This is a genomic window from Paenibacillus sp. 203, assembly GCF_037027525.1.
Lineage (GTDB): Bacteria > Bacillota > Bacilli > Paenibacillales > Paenibacillaceae > Paenibacillus > Paenibacillus polymyxa_B.
Map to the genome: position 1 here is coordinate 347,560 of NZ_JAXCHD010000005.1, position 15,677 is coordinate 363,236.

Below are 15,677 nucleotides of genomic sequence, written 5' to 3' on the forward strand. Positions count from 1 at the left end.
CAAAGGGGAGAAGGATATGGACAGGCGTATTCAAAAATCGAGGCAAGCCATTATTGATGCTTTTATGAGGCTGATGTCAGAAAAGGAATTCGAGAGAATTACGATCAATCAAATTGCGGAGGAAGCGAATGTTAATCGTGGAACGGTTTATTTGCATTTCGCTGACAAGTACGATCTGCGCGACCAATGCATGGAAGTTCAAATTAACGAGTTACTACGCAATTGTATGTCTGAAGATAACTTCTTTCATCTCCCTTCCAAAACCGCATTACTGCGCACGTTTGAATATTTAGAGCAGCATGCTTCATTCTACTCTAGAATGCTAACGAACAAGGGAAGTACGGTTTTTCGGAACCAAATGGAGACCATGTTTCGGCAAAGTCTGAGCGAGCATCTGGATTCGATCAACCTCGATCAGGAAATGAACAGGGACATTACGGTGCAATTTTTAATTTCAGCGGCAGTGGGGGTATTGGAATGGTGGATTACCCGTTCGATGCCATATCCGGCATCGGTCATGGTTGAACAATTTTGGAATTTGCTGAACTGTGGTGTCGAGGGACACGAACGAACATCGTCCATAGGAGCCTCTAATTTAGAGGCTTTATACACAAACGTTATCAGAAATTCTTGAATTACTAAAAACATAATAATTAGATCTCAAAAGTACTAAAAACTATAGTATAAAGAACGCGAAAGATCTGGAGGTCATTTTATGGATATACTCTTTGCCAATTATTGGATTAATATAATTCGAAGAGATGGGAGAATATTCATTATTTTGATGCTGGTGGAATAGTGGTTCAAATGATAGAAATAGAAATAACAGAAGAAGAGTCATTAAAAGCTCAGAAAAGTGAAAGAGATGCATATGAACTAATAATTAAACTACAAAATGAAAAAAGACCATATTAGAAAATTCGCTGATAAAAAAATTTGCAGATTGATTTTGAATGCATAGTGAAGAAGTTCGGTAACTTCTGATAACATAATATTCAAGCATAAGAATCCTCACGGAGCTTTGGCCTGTTGGGATGGAGTTGGAGGAGGGATTTCAGCAGACAACCCCAGAAAAAATAAAAAGACAATGGAGGTATGTTGGGTGCTGACACTAGAAAAAGCTAGAGAAAATGATGCACAAAAACTTGCTGAAATACAAAAGGCCAGTTTTGAGGATGAATCAAAGCATTTTAATAACAACGAAATCGTTGGGCCAATAGGATATGACTCCATAAGTTGGCAAGAAGAGATGATGCAAAATTGCGAATATTTCAAGGTACTCTTTAATGGAAAAATAATCGGGGGAGCAATGATATTCGTAGAATGTAATCAAGTGCATAATCTAGGAAGAATCTTTATTGATCCAAATTTTAAAAATCAAGGAATCGGAACGAAGGTGATGGAGAAAATTGAAAATAGATTTCCAGATAGCACTGAATGGTGGCTGGATACTCCTAGCTGGAGTGTGAAGAATCATCACTTCTACTCAAAGTGTGGGTTTACTAAAGTTAGAGAAGAAGGTGACTTATACATTTTTGAAAAGACTTTATAAACTTATGTAATGTACAAACGTTATGAGACATCAGTACTATGTGTTACCAAGAAGATATTCAATGAAAAGAGTGAAAGGGAGGATTTACAATGAAGATTGATTTTGCAATTGAATCAGATTATGAGTATATCTCGTTAAGAGACAAGCACATACATAAGACACTTATAAGACCAAAAATAAAAGAAAATGAAATTCTAATAATTAGAGAATCCAATCAAGAAATAGGTTGGATGAGATACGGATTTTTTTGGGACAACACACCATTTATGAATATGATATGGATAGATGAGGAGTATAGAGGAACAGGTATTGGTAAAAAAGTTGTCCAGTATTGGGAAGAATTAATGAAACAAAAAGGATTTGAAATGGTCATGACCTCAACACAGTCGAATGAAGGAGCTCAACATTTTTATAGAAAGCTTGGATATAGAGATGCTGGATGTTTAATGCTTGAGAATGAACCTCTGGAAATAATACTGACAAAGGAATTAAACAAAAATTGACGTTGAGTAAATCAAGGAAGGCACTGTCATCTGACAACATAATATTCAAGTTGCGTCTCCAATGGAGCCTAGGTCTGTGAGTTGGATTTCGAAGAGGGATTTTGCAGACACCCCCTTCGGGTTCAGGAATACAGAAACGTTAGGTGAAACCTTTGAGAATCTAGAAATGAGGTAACTTCAATGATGCAATACAGAATCCGACCAATAATAGAAGATGATGTGTTTTTTTTATGGGAGATGTTATATGAATCATTATTTGTCCCAGAAGGTCAAGAGCCATTCGATAAAGCGATAATAAAAGACCCTTATATATCAAAGTATATTGAAGGTTGGGGGAGAGATGGGGATTTTGGATTTATAGCAATGAACCATGAGGGTGAACCCGTCGGATCAATAACAGTTCGATATTTTAACGAGGATAATAAGGGATTTGGATTTATTGATAATGATGTACCCGAACTAGGAATGGCTTTGTTAAAAGAATACAGGGGAAGAAAAATCGGAATGGCCTTAATGGATGAATTATTTAAAGAAGCTAGGAAGAGGAATATAAAAAAATTATCCCTCAGTGTTGATCCGAGCAATGCGGCGGCAATGAAACTCTACGAGCGATTCGGATTTAAAGAAGTTGGGAAAGTTGATTCATCAATCACGATGGTTGTCGATTTGAGAAGTTAAAATACAGTAGTAATAGGGATTATTTTAAGGAACTCAAAAGAGATCAAGGGTATCGCCTAACATCATATTCAAGCAGCGGTCCTTACGGAGTTTGGGTCTGCGAGGTGGATTTCGGAGAGGCATTTCAGCAGACAACCCCTTAGGGGTTCATGAATAAAAGAACGTTAGCTGAAATATGACTAAAGAAACAAAAAGGGGCCAAAACAATGAGTGAATTGACTTCAGGATGCTTATCACTATTGAAATATAAAGAAGCAATTCTTGAGCATGATCCTATATACGCGGAGGATTTAAATGACAAATGGTTTGTTTTCGTAACCAAAGATACAGAAGAAAGTGAAGAAATTCCAGAAATTTTATTTCAAATTTCAGAAAAAATCCCAGTGTTATATTTTTATAATTTTGAAGATCACTGTTGGGGATACCGTGTAGTTTATAATTCACAAGAGATAGCAAGTCTTCATATATCATATGTGTTATTAGATACTTCAATTATTAAGCTTGCAGAAGAAAGATATCCAGAGGAAGATCACATTGAATTTTTATATGTCGACCCTAGAGGGGACAAAATCAGAACTGAATTAATTGAAGAAGTTCTGAGATCTAATGAATACAATGAGAAAATAGCAAAACAGTTTACAAATTGCAATCTAAAAACATTTAGATTTTTTGAACTAGATAATGAGCGAATAAAACAATTAGACGATATTTTGAATAATAATTACTATACACAACTGGAATCTGAGCATCAGTTAGTAGAAGAGTTTAAAGAATTATTAAACATTGAGGAAATGAGCTGGATACGAGCAGATAGAATGAATGAAGATTAGAAGCTAATAGATAGTGAGGGCTTGTAGATATAAGAACGTTAGGTGAAATACGGAGTGTTAGGAGGTTTGCATGAATTATTATGAACTAATGAATGAAGTATTCTTTAAAGATGGAAGTCTAAGGGACATTTATATATTGGATACAGACATCCAAGTATGGGCTCTAATTTTTGATCATTTGGAAAGTAATAGAATAAATTATCGAGTGACTATAGATGGGCTAATAACTAGAATTAGGGATATTGCTGAATTGTTAAGAATAAAAAAAGAAGCAAGTATTGGGATAACTATTGAATATAGTGAAATTGATATTTGTGGGCATTTTTATGAAGGAAGCGTTATTGAATTTGATATTTCACCAATACAGATAGATTCAGAGAAAAAAATAGATGTACTTATGAACTTCCTAAAAGATTTAAGTCGGAACCTAAACAAAACGATAATTATAACTCCAGAAATGACTATGGAAGAGGTATTAGTTCGAGTAGAGCCCTAAAGGGAAAATTGAATTAATTATGTGAGTATTTCAGTGCATTCCACCTAACATCGTAATTCACACTGTGGCCGCTTTCGCTTCCTTGATCCGCTAGATGCGACCCAAGAAGCGAATTCAGTGGACCGTCTGAGAACTTAACCACATAGCGGATAGCTTCTACAGAGTCTTAAGGTTCGCATGTTCGTGAATACACAAACGTTAGCCGAAATAACTGTAATATTGAAAAGGAGAATATACATGAAATTTACTTATACACTAAGTAATATTGGTTGGGCAGATATACATCTTCGAATTGAAAATTCGGAAATTTATATTTCTCCAAGCTATCTCTCTGAGCCATTAATTGACCTAGTAAGAGCAATTGAAGTGTTGTTGCCTGAATGTACACCTGCGGATGAAGTTAAAAGTATTGTTCACTTTGATTGGGATTCGGAACCAGCTATACATAACTGGAAAATTGTAAAGAAATCAAAAGAAAAGGTGCAAGTTAATATAACTGTCTATGAAGATGGGATAAAGACACACCCAGGGAAATTAGAGTTCAGTGAAGAATGTAACTTTAATGAATTCATATCAGAGGTTGTACAATCAATGGAAGTATTACTAAAGGATCATGGAATTTTAGGATATAGAAAACAATGGTATGCTCAAGATTTTCCGATTAGTAGTTATCTTCAATTGAAATATTATCTTGAGAATAAGAGCAGCTTTCCAACTACAATTAGAAATCCAAATGATTGGATTGAAAAAATAGAAACTAATTTGAAAGACGAACTAGATATTTTAAAGAAATACATTTTGTAAGTATTTAGATTTTAGCTATTAGGAATTAGTTATTCAAAGAAGCGACATAAGTAGATATCACAGTATTCATGCTGCGAGCCTATCGCCCTTGGGTCGTTCGAAGGTATGAGCTGGGAGGGGATCAGGCGATCAACCTTGCAAGGCTAAGTATTCGACTCGGTGCTGAAGCACCTTAATCCTTTCGGGGGCATGAATACAGATACTTAATATTCAACTGCGTCTCCTGACGGAGCCTAGGCCTGCGAGAAGGAGTCTCGAAAAGGGATTTTCAGCAGACAACCCCTTTGGGGTCCATGAGTCAGAAACGTTGTCCTAGATAAATGAAATTTGAAAAAAGGAGCGTGATACCATGAATGAGAAGTCGCGGTTACTAGAGGAGTTCAAAGAATGGATCAGTTTTGTTTCTGAGATTCGTGAAATGGATTGGCAAATAACGATTGCTGAAGGTAAATGGTCAGTTCAGGATATCGTAAGTCATATACTGCTGTGGGATAAATACTTTTTTGAAGCAGCAATAAGTCCCATATTAAACAATACACCTTTGACATTAACACATATGGATTTTGAACAATTTAATCAGGATGCTATTGAATATGGAAAAACAAAAACGAAAGAAGAATTAATTAAAATGACTATTCAGTATCGTAACATGATATTGGAGAGTATAGAGAGTTTTGAAGACGACAAGTTTACTAAAGAATATGCTGACGGGAAGTTTACTGTAATATCCTATTTAAGAGATTTTATCTGGCATGATCAACATCATATCAGACAGATTAATGAACTTAAAAGAAGAGCTATGTGAGTATATAGGCGGGTGAATCATATGGGGGATTATTGGAACAAAAGATTTACTGAAGAAGGGATGATTTGGGGTTGTGAACCAAGTCAAACTGTAACCCAAGCTATAGATTTGTTCAAAAAGAATCATGTACATGATATTTTGGTTCCTGGTGCTGGATATGGAAGAAATACGAAGGCGTTCTCTTCTTATTTTCAGGTCGATGGAATTGAGATATCTAGTTCAGCTATAAATCTAGCAAAAGAATGGGACTTAAAAACGAATTTTATTCAAGAATCGGTATTAGAGTTTAGTACATGCCAAAGGTATGATGGGATATACTGTTATGATTTATTACATTTATTTTTGTTAGAAGACCGAAAAAGACTGATACAGAATTGCGTGAAGCATTTGAAGGAATTGGGAGTAATGTATTTCACATGTTTTTCTAATTGTGATTTTAATAACGGTGTGGGTAGGGAAATTGAGGAAGGAACTTATGAATACAAGGAAGGGAAATATGCTCACTTCTTTACTGAAGAAGATTTAAAAGGTCATTTTAATGATTTGAATATATTAGAAACGGGTTCCATAAGAGAAACTCTGATATATGCAGAAAAACAACAGAAAAAATATGAATTAAGATATATATTTGTTCAAAAGATGGGATAGCTATTCAAAAAAGCAAGCAACTTCAACTACATCGTTTTATTGCTTCACTCAGCTCAAGTTGTTTTTTTAAACAAAGACAAATACACTGCCGTAAGCCTAATCGCTAGGACAGTGTATTTGTCTTTAGAACCTGTATATCCGTTGAAAACTTTTTATTCCTCTCCGGTCGCCACCGGATTCTCCTCATAACTGATCCAGTCGCTCCAGCTTCCCGGATATAAACGGACCTTGCTAAATCCAGCTTCATTCAGGGCGAGTACATTGGGACAGGCGGATACGCCAGAACCGCAATACACGATAATTTCTGCGTTTGGATCAAGGTCGGCAAAGTGCTGCTGCAATTGTTCCGCATTTTTAAAGCTACCTTGTTCGTCCAATACTTCTTTCCAAAAGAAATTCACCGCACCTGGGATATGCCCCGCTGCTTGATCTATGGGCTCCTCCAGCCCCAGGTAGCGAGGCCGCTCTCTCGAATCAATCAATATGGAAGAGCCACTAGGAAGCGAACCTTCGGATACACGTTGCACCTCTTGCATACTTGTGAGCATTTGCGGCTGTACATTCGGTGTGAATGTACTTGGAATGCGAATCGGCTGGTCTGCCGTCACCGGGAACTTCGCTTCTTTCCAAGCGCTGTAGCCCTCTTCCAGTACATATACCTGCTCATGCCCGAGATAGCGCAGGAGCCACCAGAAGCGGGAAGCCATCATACCGCCTTGGTCATCATAAGCGACGATGCGTGAAGATGCGTTGATCCCGGCACGACTCAGACGTGCGGCAAGTGTATCCACATTAGGTAATGGATGGCGACCACCATGCTCACCTAGAGGAGCGGTAAGGTCTTCTTCCAAATCGAAGTGAACTGCCCCTGGAATATGGTCTTCATTAAATTGAGTCCGTCCAGCCCCGGCTTGTCCGAGCAGGGAACGGCAGTCGGCAATGATCATGTCCGGCTCATACAATCGGGCCAGTAGCCAGCGTTTGGATACGATGGATTTCATAGAGGATTCCGCCTTCCTTTATTTAACAGTAAATTTAATCCATTGAGTATGGTTTATGAAAATGGGGTAATAAGTTAAGAGCTGGCCTTCAGGGGGTGCTCAGTGTCGGGCAACTCACTTTGATGGATGACTTTCTTTTTAAAATCCGCTCCGTATCGGATAAAAATCCATACCCCGAACAGGATGAAAAAGCCTGCACCAAATTGTAAAGTAGACAGCCTTTCCCCGAGCAGCACCCAAGCTAGCAGGGAAGAAATAACGGGTTCGCCGAGTACCGCCATCGATACCGCGGTGGCGTTAATATATTTGAGTAGCCAGTTAAACAGGTAATGTCCGAACAGCGTAGGCACAATGGCAAGCAGCAGGAATAGTCCCCATTCCCGTGGAGCGTATCCGGTAAAAGGAATGGCATTGACCATATTATACAGCGCAAGTGATGTGGCTGCGATGGCGAAAACCCAAAAATTATACACAAACGCGCTCAAATGCTCGCGTAGATGCTTACCCATCAGCATATGGATGGACACGGCTACCATACCCAAGAAGGACAGTGCGTCCCCGAGCAGGGCTTGTCCCGAGACATGAAAGTCTCCAGCTCCGATGGCCAGTGAGCCGATAAAAGCCATACCCATTCCGATGAGCATAGCGCGATTCGTGCCCGTCCGGAAAAACAAAAAAGAACCGAGCATGACAAGGATCGGCTCCAATGTCATAATAACGGTAGAGCTTGCAACGGTGGTCAGTCGCAGTGAGCCCATCCAGAGCAAGAAATGCAGCCCCAGCGCTATACCGGACCAGAGGATCAGCATCCACTGCTTGCGGGTCAGGCTAAATAGCTCGGTGCGGTATTTCCAGACCAAAGGCAGCATGATCAGATTGGTTAGGTACAAACGGTACATAGCGATGACGGACACCTCGGCTTCAGACCATCTTACGAAGATCGAGGAGAACGAAATGGCGATAATACCTATGATGTACAATAATTCAAAGGAAAACGACGGTTTGTGTGCTTGATTCATGTGGCAGCTCCATCCGTATGGAGGAAAATAAATACGTTTATATTCCTTCCAAGCGGTATCTCGAAAATTGGGTTTAATACAGCCCATTATACCGTACCTGACATTCCCGTGGTATTAGGATTTTGCAAAATCCTGAGAATATAATAAACGGGAGCAGGAGGTAGGGTTTTAAGTGAGATGCTGCGTAGAACTTTTGCTGCACAAGCTCGTCTATCATAGTGGAGGTGGATTTTATGAAAAAACAAAACACATTTTCAATCATACTACTGACTGTAGTGGCAGTGCTGGCTCTGTCAGCCTGTGGAACGAAACCGCAAACCAATAACACCGCACCTCAAGGGTCAGACCAACCGCAAACGCAACAGCAGCCGCAAGTTAAACCGGAGCCAATCGCTGAGCCGGAAGTTAAAAAAGGCACAGGTGTATACAATGGAGCTGCTGACCCGCATACGGTAGAGATTGAAACCAATGGTGAAGCCCAATCCTTCCAACTGGGAGACGGACTGGACACGGTAATAGCAGGGCTTAAGGAAGGCGATACAGTAGCGTTTGAATACAACGAAAAAGCAGTAGAGGGCGACGCGACGGCGAAGCAACTGACTTTAACGAAAATACAAAAAACAGAGGCTGCAACAGATGGCAATCAAAACGGAAGTTCTGGTCAAGCAGTAGGCGGAGAACGCTCGAAGACTCAAACTTTTGAGCTTACCCTTGAAGGAAAAAAGGAAAAGCAGACAGCAACATTGGCAAAAGGAGAGGGATATTCACTGTATGTGTTTGATCCGATGTCCCTGTTTCCCGATCAAAACCGTGTTGCCTTGGCTGTAGATGATAACTATTATGCTGAAATTACGAAGCTGCCCTCCGACTTTAATCTGGATGAGCTTCAAAAAGAAGGCGAAAAGGACCTAGCTTCCATCGGCAAGGTGCAGAAGCTGGACAAAGCAGCCGTACCTCAAGCGCTGTCCAGTAGCCGTCTGTTCTTACAAGCGAGCGGTTCGAAGATGACACAGCAATATATTGTTGTAGAAAATAAAACAGGTGGTTTCATCGTGAAAGTGAACATTCCACAAGGTGAACCTGCTGAAGGATTCGAATCCTTCATTTATACATCGCTGGAGAGCCTGCAAGCTAATAAATAACCCTACTTTGTTGCGGGATGGTCGGCGGCTTACAATTATGAATTTAAGGCAGTTACGCCGCTGGAAATTGTTATTTTAAGGGATAGGTTAGAGCTATAAGGGTCTAATCTATAATTGCGAGACCTGCACTTTTGTGCTATAAAGGATGAGAGAATAAGATCATTCCGGCTTACGAAGTCGTATGAAGCGATGAAGGAGTTGTTAGATTTACTATGTCCATCGAAATGAATACACAAGAAGTCATCAACGTGATTAAAAACAGCAAGAAAAAGACGCCTGTTAAAGTATATGTAAAAGGAGCTTTGGCTTCCGCATCTTTTGGCGAGAATGTTCAAGCTTTTATTTCTGGAGACAGTGGTGTTGTATTTGGGGATTGGGCTGATATCAAGCCTGTACTGGATAGCGCAAACGCGAAAGAAGAAGACTATGTGGTGGAAAATGACCGCCGTAACTCTGCTGTTCCTATGCTCGATCTGAAAGGCATCAATGCCCGTATTGAGCCAGGCGCATATATTCGTGATATGGTTGGCATCGGTAACAACGCAGTCATCATGATGGGTGCAGTGATTAACATCGGTGTCACCATTGGTGAAGGCACGATGATTGATATGAATGCTGTGCTGGGCGGTCGTGTTAAAGTAGGTAACATGTGTCACATCGGTGCAGGCGTTGTCCTGGCGGGTGTCATTGAACCACCATCTGCACAACCAGTTGTAGTAGAAGACGATGTATTGATCGGTGCAAACTCAGTCGTATTGGAAGGCGTACGAATTGGTAAAGGTGCAGTTGTTGCAGCCGGATCTGTCGTAACTGAAGATGTGCCTGAATACTCCGTAGTGGCGGGTACACCTGCACGTGTGATCAAACAGGTTGACGATAAGACCAAATCTAAAACTGAGATTTTGAAAGAACTGCGCATTCTGTAAGAAGGCAAAATTTTTTTAATGTACCAAAGGTGAACGATTCCTTGTCAGAAGCATGATGCACTGACAGCATAACTTAGGGACGAAGCACAACGGACAAGGCTCGGCGGCTGCGCCGGGCTTTTGTCCTTTTGTTCTTTTGCCCGATAAGAGCTGATGAGCTATAAAGAGGAGGCGTAGCAGCAATGAGTACGGTCGACTATCGTTCTTTTGTCCAAATACGAAGGGATTTACACCAAATTCCCGAACCGGGTTTTGAGGAATACAAAACACAACAATATTTGCTGGATTATTTGGAAACGCTCCCTCAGGAGCGGTTGGACATTCGTACATGGCGTACGGGCGTGTTAGTGTTCATTCATGGAACAGCTCCTGAACGCCGCTATGGATATCGTTGTGATATGGACGGTTTGCCGATTGAAGAAGAGACAGGGTACGATTTCCGTTCGACCCATCCCGGCTATATGCATGCTTGTGGACACGATTTACATATGACGATTGGATTGGGAATTGTTACTCACTTTGCAAGCCATCCGATTAAGGATGACCTGGTTGTTCTGTTTCAACCTGCTGAGGAAGGGCCGGGCGGAGCCTTGCCTATGCGGGACAGCACGGAGCTGGCAGACTGGATACCCGATGAAATTGTCGCACTGCATGTTGCGCCCGAATATCCTGTTGGCACAATTGCGACTCGCCCGGGCATTCTATTTGCCAATACGTCGGAGCTTTTCATCGATCTGAAGGGTATGGGTGGGCATGCTGCGTATCCACACAAGGCGAATGATATGGTAGTGGCTGCTTGTCAGCTTGTGGGACAATTACAGACGGTTGTAGCCCGTAATGTGAATCCACTTGATGCAGCGGTCATTACCGTGGGTAAGGTTAGCGGAGGCACGAAGCAAAATATTATCGCGGAAACCGCCCGTTTGGAGGGTACGATCCGAACGTTGTCAGCCGATACGATGAAGCTGGTTAAATCACGGATTGAAGCACTAGTGCGTGGTGTGGAGGCTGGATTTGAATGTCATGCCGAGATTCATTATGGCTCCAATTATTTGCAAGTGTACAATGAAGCCAAGGTGACCGAGGAATTCATGAACTGGGTCCGTAATCGGCAGGATGTGCAGCTTATTGAATGCGGAGAAGCGATGACCGGAGAAGACTTCGGGTATTTTCTGGAGCGAATTCCCGGTCTGATGTTCTGGCTTGGTGTTGATACGCCTTATGGTTTGCATCATGCCAAGCTGGAGCCTGCGGAGGAAGCGATTGGTGTAGCCATTCGTGTGCTGACAGACTATTTTACCTGGAAGTCTCAAGGGTAAATGATGCGCCCTGAATAAATAGGTTTAATGAAAAGAATGAAATGGAATGAAGTCGAATTTTTTGAAGGAGGGTGTTATGGGAGAGCAAACCATCATCCGATTTGAACGGGTGACCAAGCAATATGACAACGATCCCCCAGTGCTGGCGGACGTCAGCTTTGAGATTGAGCGTGGTAAATTTTATACACTGCTGGGGCCTTCCGGCTGTGGTAAAACGACGATTCTGCGTATGATTGCAGGTTTTGCGGAGCCGACAGAAGGCTCTATTTATTTAAATGGAAAACTCATTAATCGTGTTCCAGCCAATGAGCGGCAGGTCAATACGGTTTTTCAAGATTATGCGCTATTTCCGCATCTGAATGTGTTTGAAAATGTAGCCTTCGGTCTGCGAATTAAAAAGATGAACAAAAAGGACATTCAGGAGAAGGTGACACAGGCGTTGTCCTTTGTCAATCTGGAAGGCTACGGCGAGCGGGAAATTTCTGAGATGTCCGGGGGACAGCGTCAGCGTGTGGCCATCGCACGGGCTATCGTCAATGAACCTGATGTTCTCTTGTTGGATGAACCGTTGTCTGCACTGGATTTAAAGCTACGTACTGAAATGCAGTACATTTTGCGCGAAATGCAGCAGCGTCTTGGAATTACTTTTATTTTCGTTACGCATGATCAGGAGGAAGCGCTGGCCATGTCGGACGAAATTTTTGTTATGAACAAAGGTAAGATTGAGCAGAGTGGTACGCCTAATGATATTTATGATGAGCCGATCAATCGGTTTGTTGCTGACTTCATCGGCGAATCCAACATTGTCCCAGGACGGATGATTGCAGATTATCAAGTGGAATTTAACGGTCGACAGTTTGAATGTGTCGACGGAGGATTACGTCCGAACGAACCCATTGAAATTGTGATCCGGCCAGAGGACTTGGAGATTACGAATGTTGCTGAAGGCAAGCTGCGTGTGAAGGTAGATACCCAATTGTTCCGTGGTGTTCACTATGAAATAAGCTGCTATGATGATTCGGGTCAGGAGTGGCTTGTGCATTCTACCAAAAAGGCGGAGCTGGGCAGTGAAATCGGTCTGCGATTTGACCCGGAAGCGATCCATGTGATGCGGTTTGGGGAAACAGAAGAAGAATTTGATCGGCGTCTGGAAGCCTATGAAGAGGTGGATCAGCATGTCCGGTAATACAAGAGCAGCGTATCTGCTGCCTTACTATTTATGGATTGTGCTGTTCGTGGCAGCTCCGGTTGTACTTGTGTTTTACTATTCACTATTTGATGTGGATGGTCATCTCACATTCAACAACTATGCTCAGTTTCTGACACCCGTTTATTTGAGCATGACGCTCAGCTCGTTTTGGTATGCATTTCTGATTACCGTATTTTCACTGTTAGTTGCTTATCCGGCGGCGTATTTGCTCACACGCACAAAGCATAAGCAGCTGTGGCTGTTGCTCATTATTTTGCCGACCTGGATTAACCTGTTACTCAAAACGTATGCTTTTATCGGGATATTTGGTACCTATGGCCCGGTGAATGCGGTGTTAGGTATGGTTGGGTTGGGTGGTCAGCAATTATTGTTTACCAGCTCCAGCTTTGTGTTTGTGTCGGTTTATATTTTTGTGCCTTTTATGATTTTGCCCATCTATAACGCGTTGGAAGGGTTAAACCCTTCACTGCTGGACGCTGCCCGTGATTTGGGAGCCTCCAAGTGGACCGCGTTTCGTAGGGTTATTTTCCCGTTAACGCTTGCGGGTGTGCGATCCGGTTGCATGGCTGTGTTTATTCCAGCGTTGTCGCTGTTTATGATTACCCGCCTGATTGCAGGTAACCGTGTGATTACACTGGGGACGGCGATAGAGCAGCATTTTCTGGTTACTCAGGATTGGGGGATGGGCTCTACGGTTGCCGTGTTCCTGATTTTGGCGATGGGGATCATTATGCTGCTCACCTCGGGAACGAAACGGAGGGTGCGGCATGGTAAATAAAAACCGGTTCGGGAATATTTATTTGGTGATTGTTTTTCTCGTGTTATACGCACCTATTTTGTATTTGATGTACTATTCCTTCAACAGTGGCGGGACGATGCATGAGTTTGAAGGTTTTACACTCCAATATTACAAAGAGGTGTTTGCAGACACTCGCTTGATCATTATTGTCATTAACACCTTGGTGATTGCTTTGCTGTCGTCTGCGTTGGCTACGATTATTGGCATCATGGGTGCGCTGGCTATTCATCAGATGCAAAACCGTCGAGTCAAAAATACGTTGCTATCGCTCAATAATGTATTGATCGTGAACCCGGACGTCATTATTGGCGCTTCCTTCCTCATTTTGTTCACGATGGTCGGGATTAAGCTGGGTTTCTACTCCGTTTTATTATCCCATATTGCATTTAGTGTGCCGATTGCGGTCATTATGATTTTGCCGCGGTTGCAGGAAATGAGTCCATCTCTGGTCGATGCCGCGCGTGATTTGGGTGCCAGTCGAATGGATGTGCTGACCAAGGTGATTCTACCCTTTATCAAGCCAGGGATTTATGCGGGCTTCTTTATGGCGTTAACGTACTCGCTGGATGATTTTGCGGTGACCTTTTTTGTGACAGGCAGTGGCTATTCGACCTTATCGGTGGAAATATACTCACGTGCCCGTCAAGGGGTTTCATTGTCCATCAATGCGCTATCCACGCTCATTTTCCTGTTTACTGTGCTGCTGGTGGTGGGTTACTACTTTATTATGCGCAAGGCGAATCGTAATGGTAAAAAAGAGCCTGCGGCAGAAATGGGGGTGCCTAGATGAAGTCACTTGTGCGCGTGTTTCTGTCGATTTTCATCATCTCGTTTGGGCTGATGGGGGTGGCCGCATGGTTGAATTCCAGTCAAGGCTACTCCGGTGGTAACACACTGACGGTGTACAACTGGGGAGACTACATTGATCCTGAGCTGCTGGAACGGTTTCAAAAGGAGACGGGGATTACCGTCATTTATCAGACCTTTGACTCCAATGAGGCGATGCTGACGAAAATCGAGCAGGGAGGAACTTCGTTTGATGTAGCGGTTCCCTCGGAATATGCTTTGGCTAAAATGAAGCAGGAGCACTTGTTGCTCCCGTTGGACCACAGCAAGCTGCCGAATTTGAAGCATGTGGATTCTCATTTTCTAAATCTTTCGTTTGATCCGAATAACCAATACTCGGTGCCGTATTTTTGGGGTACAGTCGGGATTGTGTTTAACCCGGAGCTGACGAAAGGCATTGATTTTCATAGCTGGAACGGTCTGTGGAATCCAAAGCTGCGTAATAACCTACTGTTGGTTGATGGTGCGAGGGAAGTCGTAGGGATGTCACTGAACAGCCTTCACTATTCCTTGAACGATACGAATGAGGCACATTTGCAGCAGGCTTTGACGAAGTTGGAGAAATTAGCGCCCAATGTCAAAGCGGTTGTCGGTGACGAGATTAAAATGCTGCTGGCAAACGAGGAAGCCGCTGCTGGGGTTGTATGGTCCGGTGATGCGTCTGAAATCATGGATGAGAACGAGAAGCTCGATTACATCGTGCCAGATGAAGGCTCCAACTTGTGGTTTGATAATATGGTTATTCCAAAAACCGCTACCCATGTGGATGCGGCCCATAAGTTCATCAATTTCATGATGCAGCCCGATGTAGCCGCTCAAAATGCCGAATTTGTAGGATACTCCACACCCAACGAGGATGGAAAGAAGTTGTTGCCTGAAGATATCTCTGGTGACGAGCGTTTTTACCCTCCGTCCGAAATTACAGACAAGCTGGAAGTATACAACAATCTAGGCAAGCGCATGCTCGCTCATTACAATGAATTGTTCCTGCAATTCAAAATGCATTTAAAGTAGGGGAGTGGCGTGAGGATTAGGGGGTGGTGCTTTAAAGGTCGCTGCGGTGGCGGATGGTGCTTACCATCGCTGTTAAATTCCGATT

18 protein-coding genes are annotated in these 15,677 nt (G+C 42.4%); 16 read left to right on the plus strand and 2 right to left on the minus strand.

From position 1 onward, the window contains the following. Positions 1–16: 16 nt before the first annotated feature. The 9 genes from WA407_RS14010 (at position 17) to WA407_RS14050 (ending at position 6,316) form a co-directional block, all read left to right on the plus strand. On the plus strand, positions 17–634 hold the full coding sequence (locus WA407_RS14010) for a TetR/AcrR family transcriptional regulator (RefSeq protein ID WP_336077610.1): 618 nt from the start codon (positions 17–19) through the stop codon (positions 632–634). Between the two features lie 468 nt (positions 635–1,102). Then, positions 1,103–1,552 (plus strand): GNAT family N-acetyltransferase, encoded by a 450-nt coding sequence (locus tag WA407_RS14015; protein WP_336077611.1) that lies wholly within the window; start codon positions 1,103–1,105, stop codon positions 1,550–1,552. 89 nt (positions 1,553–1,641) lie between these two features. After that, on the plus strand, positions 1,642–2,055 hold the full coding sequence (locus WA407_RS14020; RefSeq protein ID WP_076157288.1) for a GNAT family N-acetyltransferase: 414 nt from the start codon (positions 1,642–1,644) through the stop codon (positions 2,053–2,055). Between the two features lie 180 nt (positions 2,056–2,235). Beyond that, positions 2,236–2,733: a GNAT family N-acetyltransferase gene (locus WA407_RS14025; RefSeq protein WP_023989595.1), complete on the plus strand. Its 498-nt coding sequence runs from the start codon at positions 2,236–2,238 to the stop codon at positions 2,731–2,733. A 206-nt stretch (positions 2,734–2,939) separates the two neighbouring features. After that, on the plus strand, positions 2,940–3,563 hold the full coding sequence (locus tag WA407_RS14030; protein ID WP_336077612.1) for a hypothetical protein: 624 nt from the start codon (positions 2,940–2,942) through the stop codon (positions 3,561–3,563). A gap of 70 nt (positions 3,564–3,633) precedes the next feature. Further along, complete coding sequence (locus tag WA407_RS14035) at positions 3,634–4,059, plus strand: protein export chaperone secb (RefSeq protein ID WP_336077613.1); 426 nt, start codon at positions 3,634–3,636, stop codon at positions 4,057–4,059. Positions 4,060–4,296: 237 nt separating this feature from the next. Then, positions 4,297–4,863 carry a hypothetical protein gene (locus WA407_RS14040; protein ID WP_061829684.1) on the plus strand — a complete coding sequence of 189 codons (567 nt, stop codon included), beginning with the start codon at positions 4,297–4,299 and terminating at the stop codon, positions 4,861–4,863. A gap of 349 nt (positions 4,864–5,212) precedes the next feature. After that, the gene (locus tag WA407_RS14045; RefSeq protein ID WP_336077614.1) at positions 5,213–5,668 is read left to right on the plus strand and encodes a DinB family protein; all 456 of its coding nucleotides are present in this window, start codon (positions 5,213–5,215) and stop codon (positions 5,666–5,668) included. 21 nt (positions 5,669–5,689) lie between these two features. Further along, positions 5,690–6,316 (plus strand): class I SAM-dependent methyltransferase, encoded by a 627-nt coding sequence (locus tag WA407_RS14050; protein ID WP_336077615.1) that lies wholly within the window; start codon positions 5,690–5,692, stop codon positions 6,314–6,316. Positions 6,317–6,468: 152 nt separating this feature from the next. Here the strand turns inward: WA407_RS14050 and WA407_RS14055 are convergent, their stop codons facing one another. Together WA407_RS14055 and WA407_RS14060 are read right to left on the minus strand one after the other, a co-directional pair. Beyond that, entirely contained in the window at positions 6,469–7,317 is an 849-nt protein-coding gene (locus WA407_RS14055) for a sulfurtransferase (RefSeq protein ID WP_336077616.1), read from the minus strand. Positions 7,318–7,391: 74 nt separating this feature from the next. Further along, the gene (locus WA407_RS14060; RefSeq protein WP_061829689.1) at positions 7,392–8,336 is read right to left on the minus strand and encodes a DMT family transporter; all 945 of its coding nucleotides are present in this window, start codon (positions 8,334–8,336) and stop codon (positions 7,392–7,394) included. A 233-nt stretch (positions 8,337–8,569) separates the two neighbouring features. Between WA407_RS14060 and WA407_RS14065 the strand changes: the two genes are divergently transcribed. From WA407_RS14065 to WA407_RS14095, 7 genes are all read left to right on the plus strand, one after another. Then, on the plus strand, positions 8,570–9,478 hold the full coding sequence (locus tag WA407_RS14065) for a hypothetical protein (protein ID WP_235309209.1): 909 nt from the start codon (positions 8,570–8,572) through the stop codon (positions 9,476–9,478). 212 nt (positions 9,479–9,690) lie between these two features. Beyond that, on the plus strand, positions 9,691–10,404 hold the full coding sequence (dapD, locus tag WA407_RS14070; RefSeq protein ID WP_061829691.1) for a 2,3,4,5-tetrahydropyridine-2,6-dicarboxylate N-acetyltransferase: 714 nt from the start codon (positions 9,691–9,693) through the stop codon (positions 10,402–10,404). Between the two features lie 182 nt (positions 10,405–10,586). After that, the gene (locus WA407_RS14075) at positions 10,587–11,723 is read left to right on the plus strand and encodes an N-acetyldiaminopimelate deacetylase (protein ID WP_254325200.1); all 1,137 of its coding nucleotides are present in this window, start codon (positions 10,587–10,589) and stop codon (positions 11,721–11,723) included. A gap of 76 nt (positions 11,724–11,799) precedes the next feature. Beyond that, positions 11,800–12,909 (plus strand): ABC transporter ATP-binding protein, encoded by a 1,110-nt coding sequence (locus WA407_RS14080; RefSeq protein WP_025720927.1) that lies wholly within the window; start codon positions 11,800–11,802, stop codon positions 12,907–12,909. Beyond that, positions 12,899–13,711, plus strand: a complete 813-nt coding sequence (locus WA407_RS14085; protein WP_023989586.1) for an ABC transporter permease — start codon at positions 12,899–12,901, stop codon at positions 13,709–13,711. Before WA407_RS14080 ends, WA407_RS14085 begins: the two co-directional genes overlap by 11 nt. After that, on the plus strand, positions 13,701–14,522 hold the full coding sequence (locus WA407_RS14090) for an ABC transporter permease (protein WP_013311255.1): 822 nt from the start codon (positions 13,701–13,703) through the stop codon (positions 14,520–14,522). The genes WA407_RS14085 and WA407_RS14090 overlap by 11 nt, the downstream gene beginning before the upstream one ends. Then, complete coding sequence (locus tag WA407_RS14095; RefSeq protein ID WP_220025672.1) at positions 14,519–15,592, plus strand: ABC transporter substrate-binding protein; 1,074 nt, start codon at positions 14,519–14,521, stop codon at positions 15,590–15,592. Before WA407_RS14090 ends, WA407_RS14095 begins: the two co-directional genes overlap by 4 nt. Positions 15,593–15,677 lie beyond the last annotated feature (85 nt).

Bases quoted from the DNA above. Each gene is read 5' to 3' on its own strand.
- WA407_RS14040 (WP_061829684.1), top strand. From the start codon at position 4,297: ATGAAATTTACTTATACACTAAGTAATATTGGTTGGGCAGATATACAT.
- WA407_RS14055 (WP_336077616.1), bottom strand. From the start codon at position 7,317: ATGAAATCCATCGTATCCAAACGCTGGCTACTGGCCCGATTGTATGAG.
- WA407_RS14035 (WP_336077613.1), top strand. From the start codon at position 3,634: ATGAATTATTATGAACTAATGAATGAAGTATTCTTTAAAGATGGAAGT.
- WA407_RS14025 (WP_023989595.1), top strand. From the start codon at position 2,236: ATGATGCAATACAGAATCCGACCAATAATAGAAGATGATGTGTTTTTT.
- WA407_RS14050 (WP_336077615.1), top strand. From the start codon at position 5,690: ATGGGGGATTATTGGAACAAAAGATTTACTGAAGAAGGGATGATTTGG.
- WA407_RS14095 (WP_220025672.1), top strand. From the start codon at position 14,519: ATGAAGTCACTTGTGCGCGTGTTTCTGTCGATTTTCATCATCTCGTTT.
- dapD (WP_061829691.1), top strand. From the start codon at position 9,691: ATGTCCATCGAAATGAATACACAAGAAGTCATCAACGTGATTAAAAAC.
- WA407_RS14085 (WP_023989586.1), top strand. From the start codon at position 12,899: ATGTCCGGTAATACAAGAGCAGCGTATCTGCTGCCTTACTATTTATGG.
- WA407_RS14030 (WP_336077612.1), top strand. From the start codon at position 2,940: ATGAGTGAATTGACTTCAGGATGCTTATCACTATTGAAATATAAAGAA.
- WA407_RS14020 (WP_076157288.1), top strand. From the start codon at position 1,642: ATGAAGATTGATTTTGCAATTGAATCAGATTATGAGTATATCTCGTTA.
- WA407_RS14090 (WP_013311255.1), top strand. From the start codon at position 13,701: ATGGTAAATAAAAACCGGTTCGGGAATATTTATTTGGTGATTGTTTTT.
- WA407_RS14075 (WP_254325200.1), top strand. From the start codon at position 10,587: ATGAGTACGGTCGACTATCGTTCTTTTGTCCAAATACGAAGGGATTTA.
- WA407_RS14060 (WP_061829689.1), bottom strand. From the start codon at position 8,336: ATGAATCAAGCACACAAACCGTCGTTTTCCTTTGAATTATTGTACATC.
- WA407_RS14080 (WP_025720927.1), top strand. From the start codon at position 11,800: ATGGGAGAGCAAACCATCATCCGATTTGAACGGGTGACCAAGCAATAT.
- WA407_RS14045 (WP_336077614.1), top strand. From the start codon at position 5,213: ATGAATGAGAAGTCGCGGTTACTAGAGGAGTTCAAAGAATGGATCAGT.
- WA407_RS14010 (WP_336077610.1), top strand. From the start codon at position 17: ATGGACAGGCGTATTCAAAAATCGAGGCAAGCCATTATTGATGCTTTT.
- WA407_RS14065 (WP_235309209.1), top strand. From the start codon at position 8,570: ATGAAAAAACAAAACACATTTTCAATCATACTACTGACTGTAGTGGCA.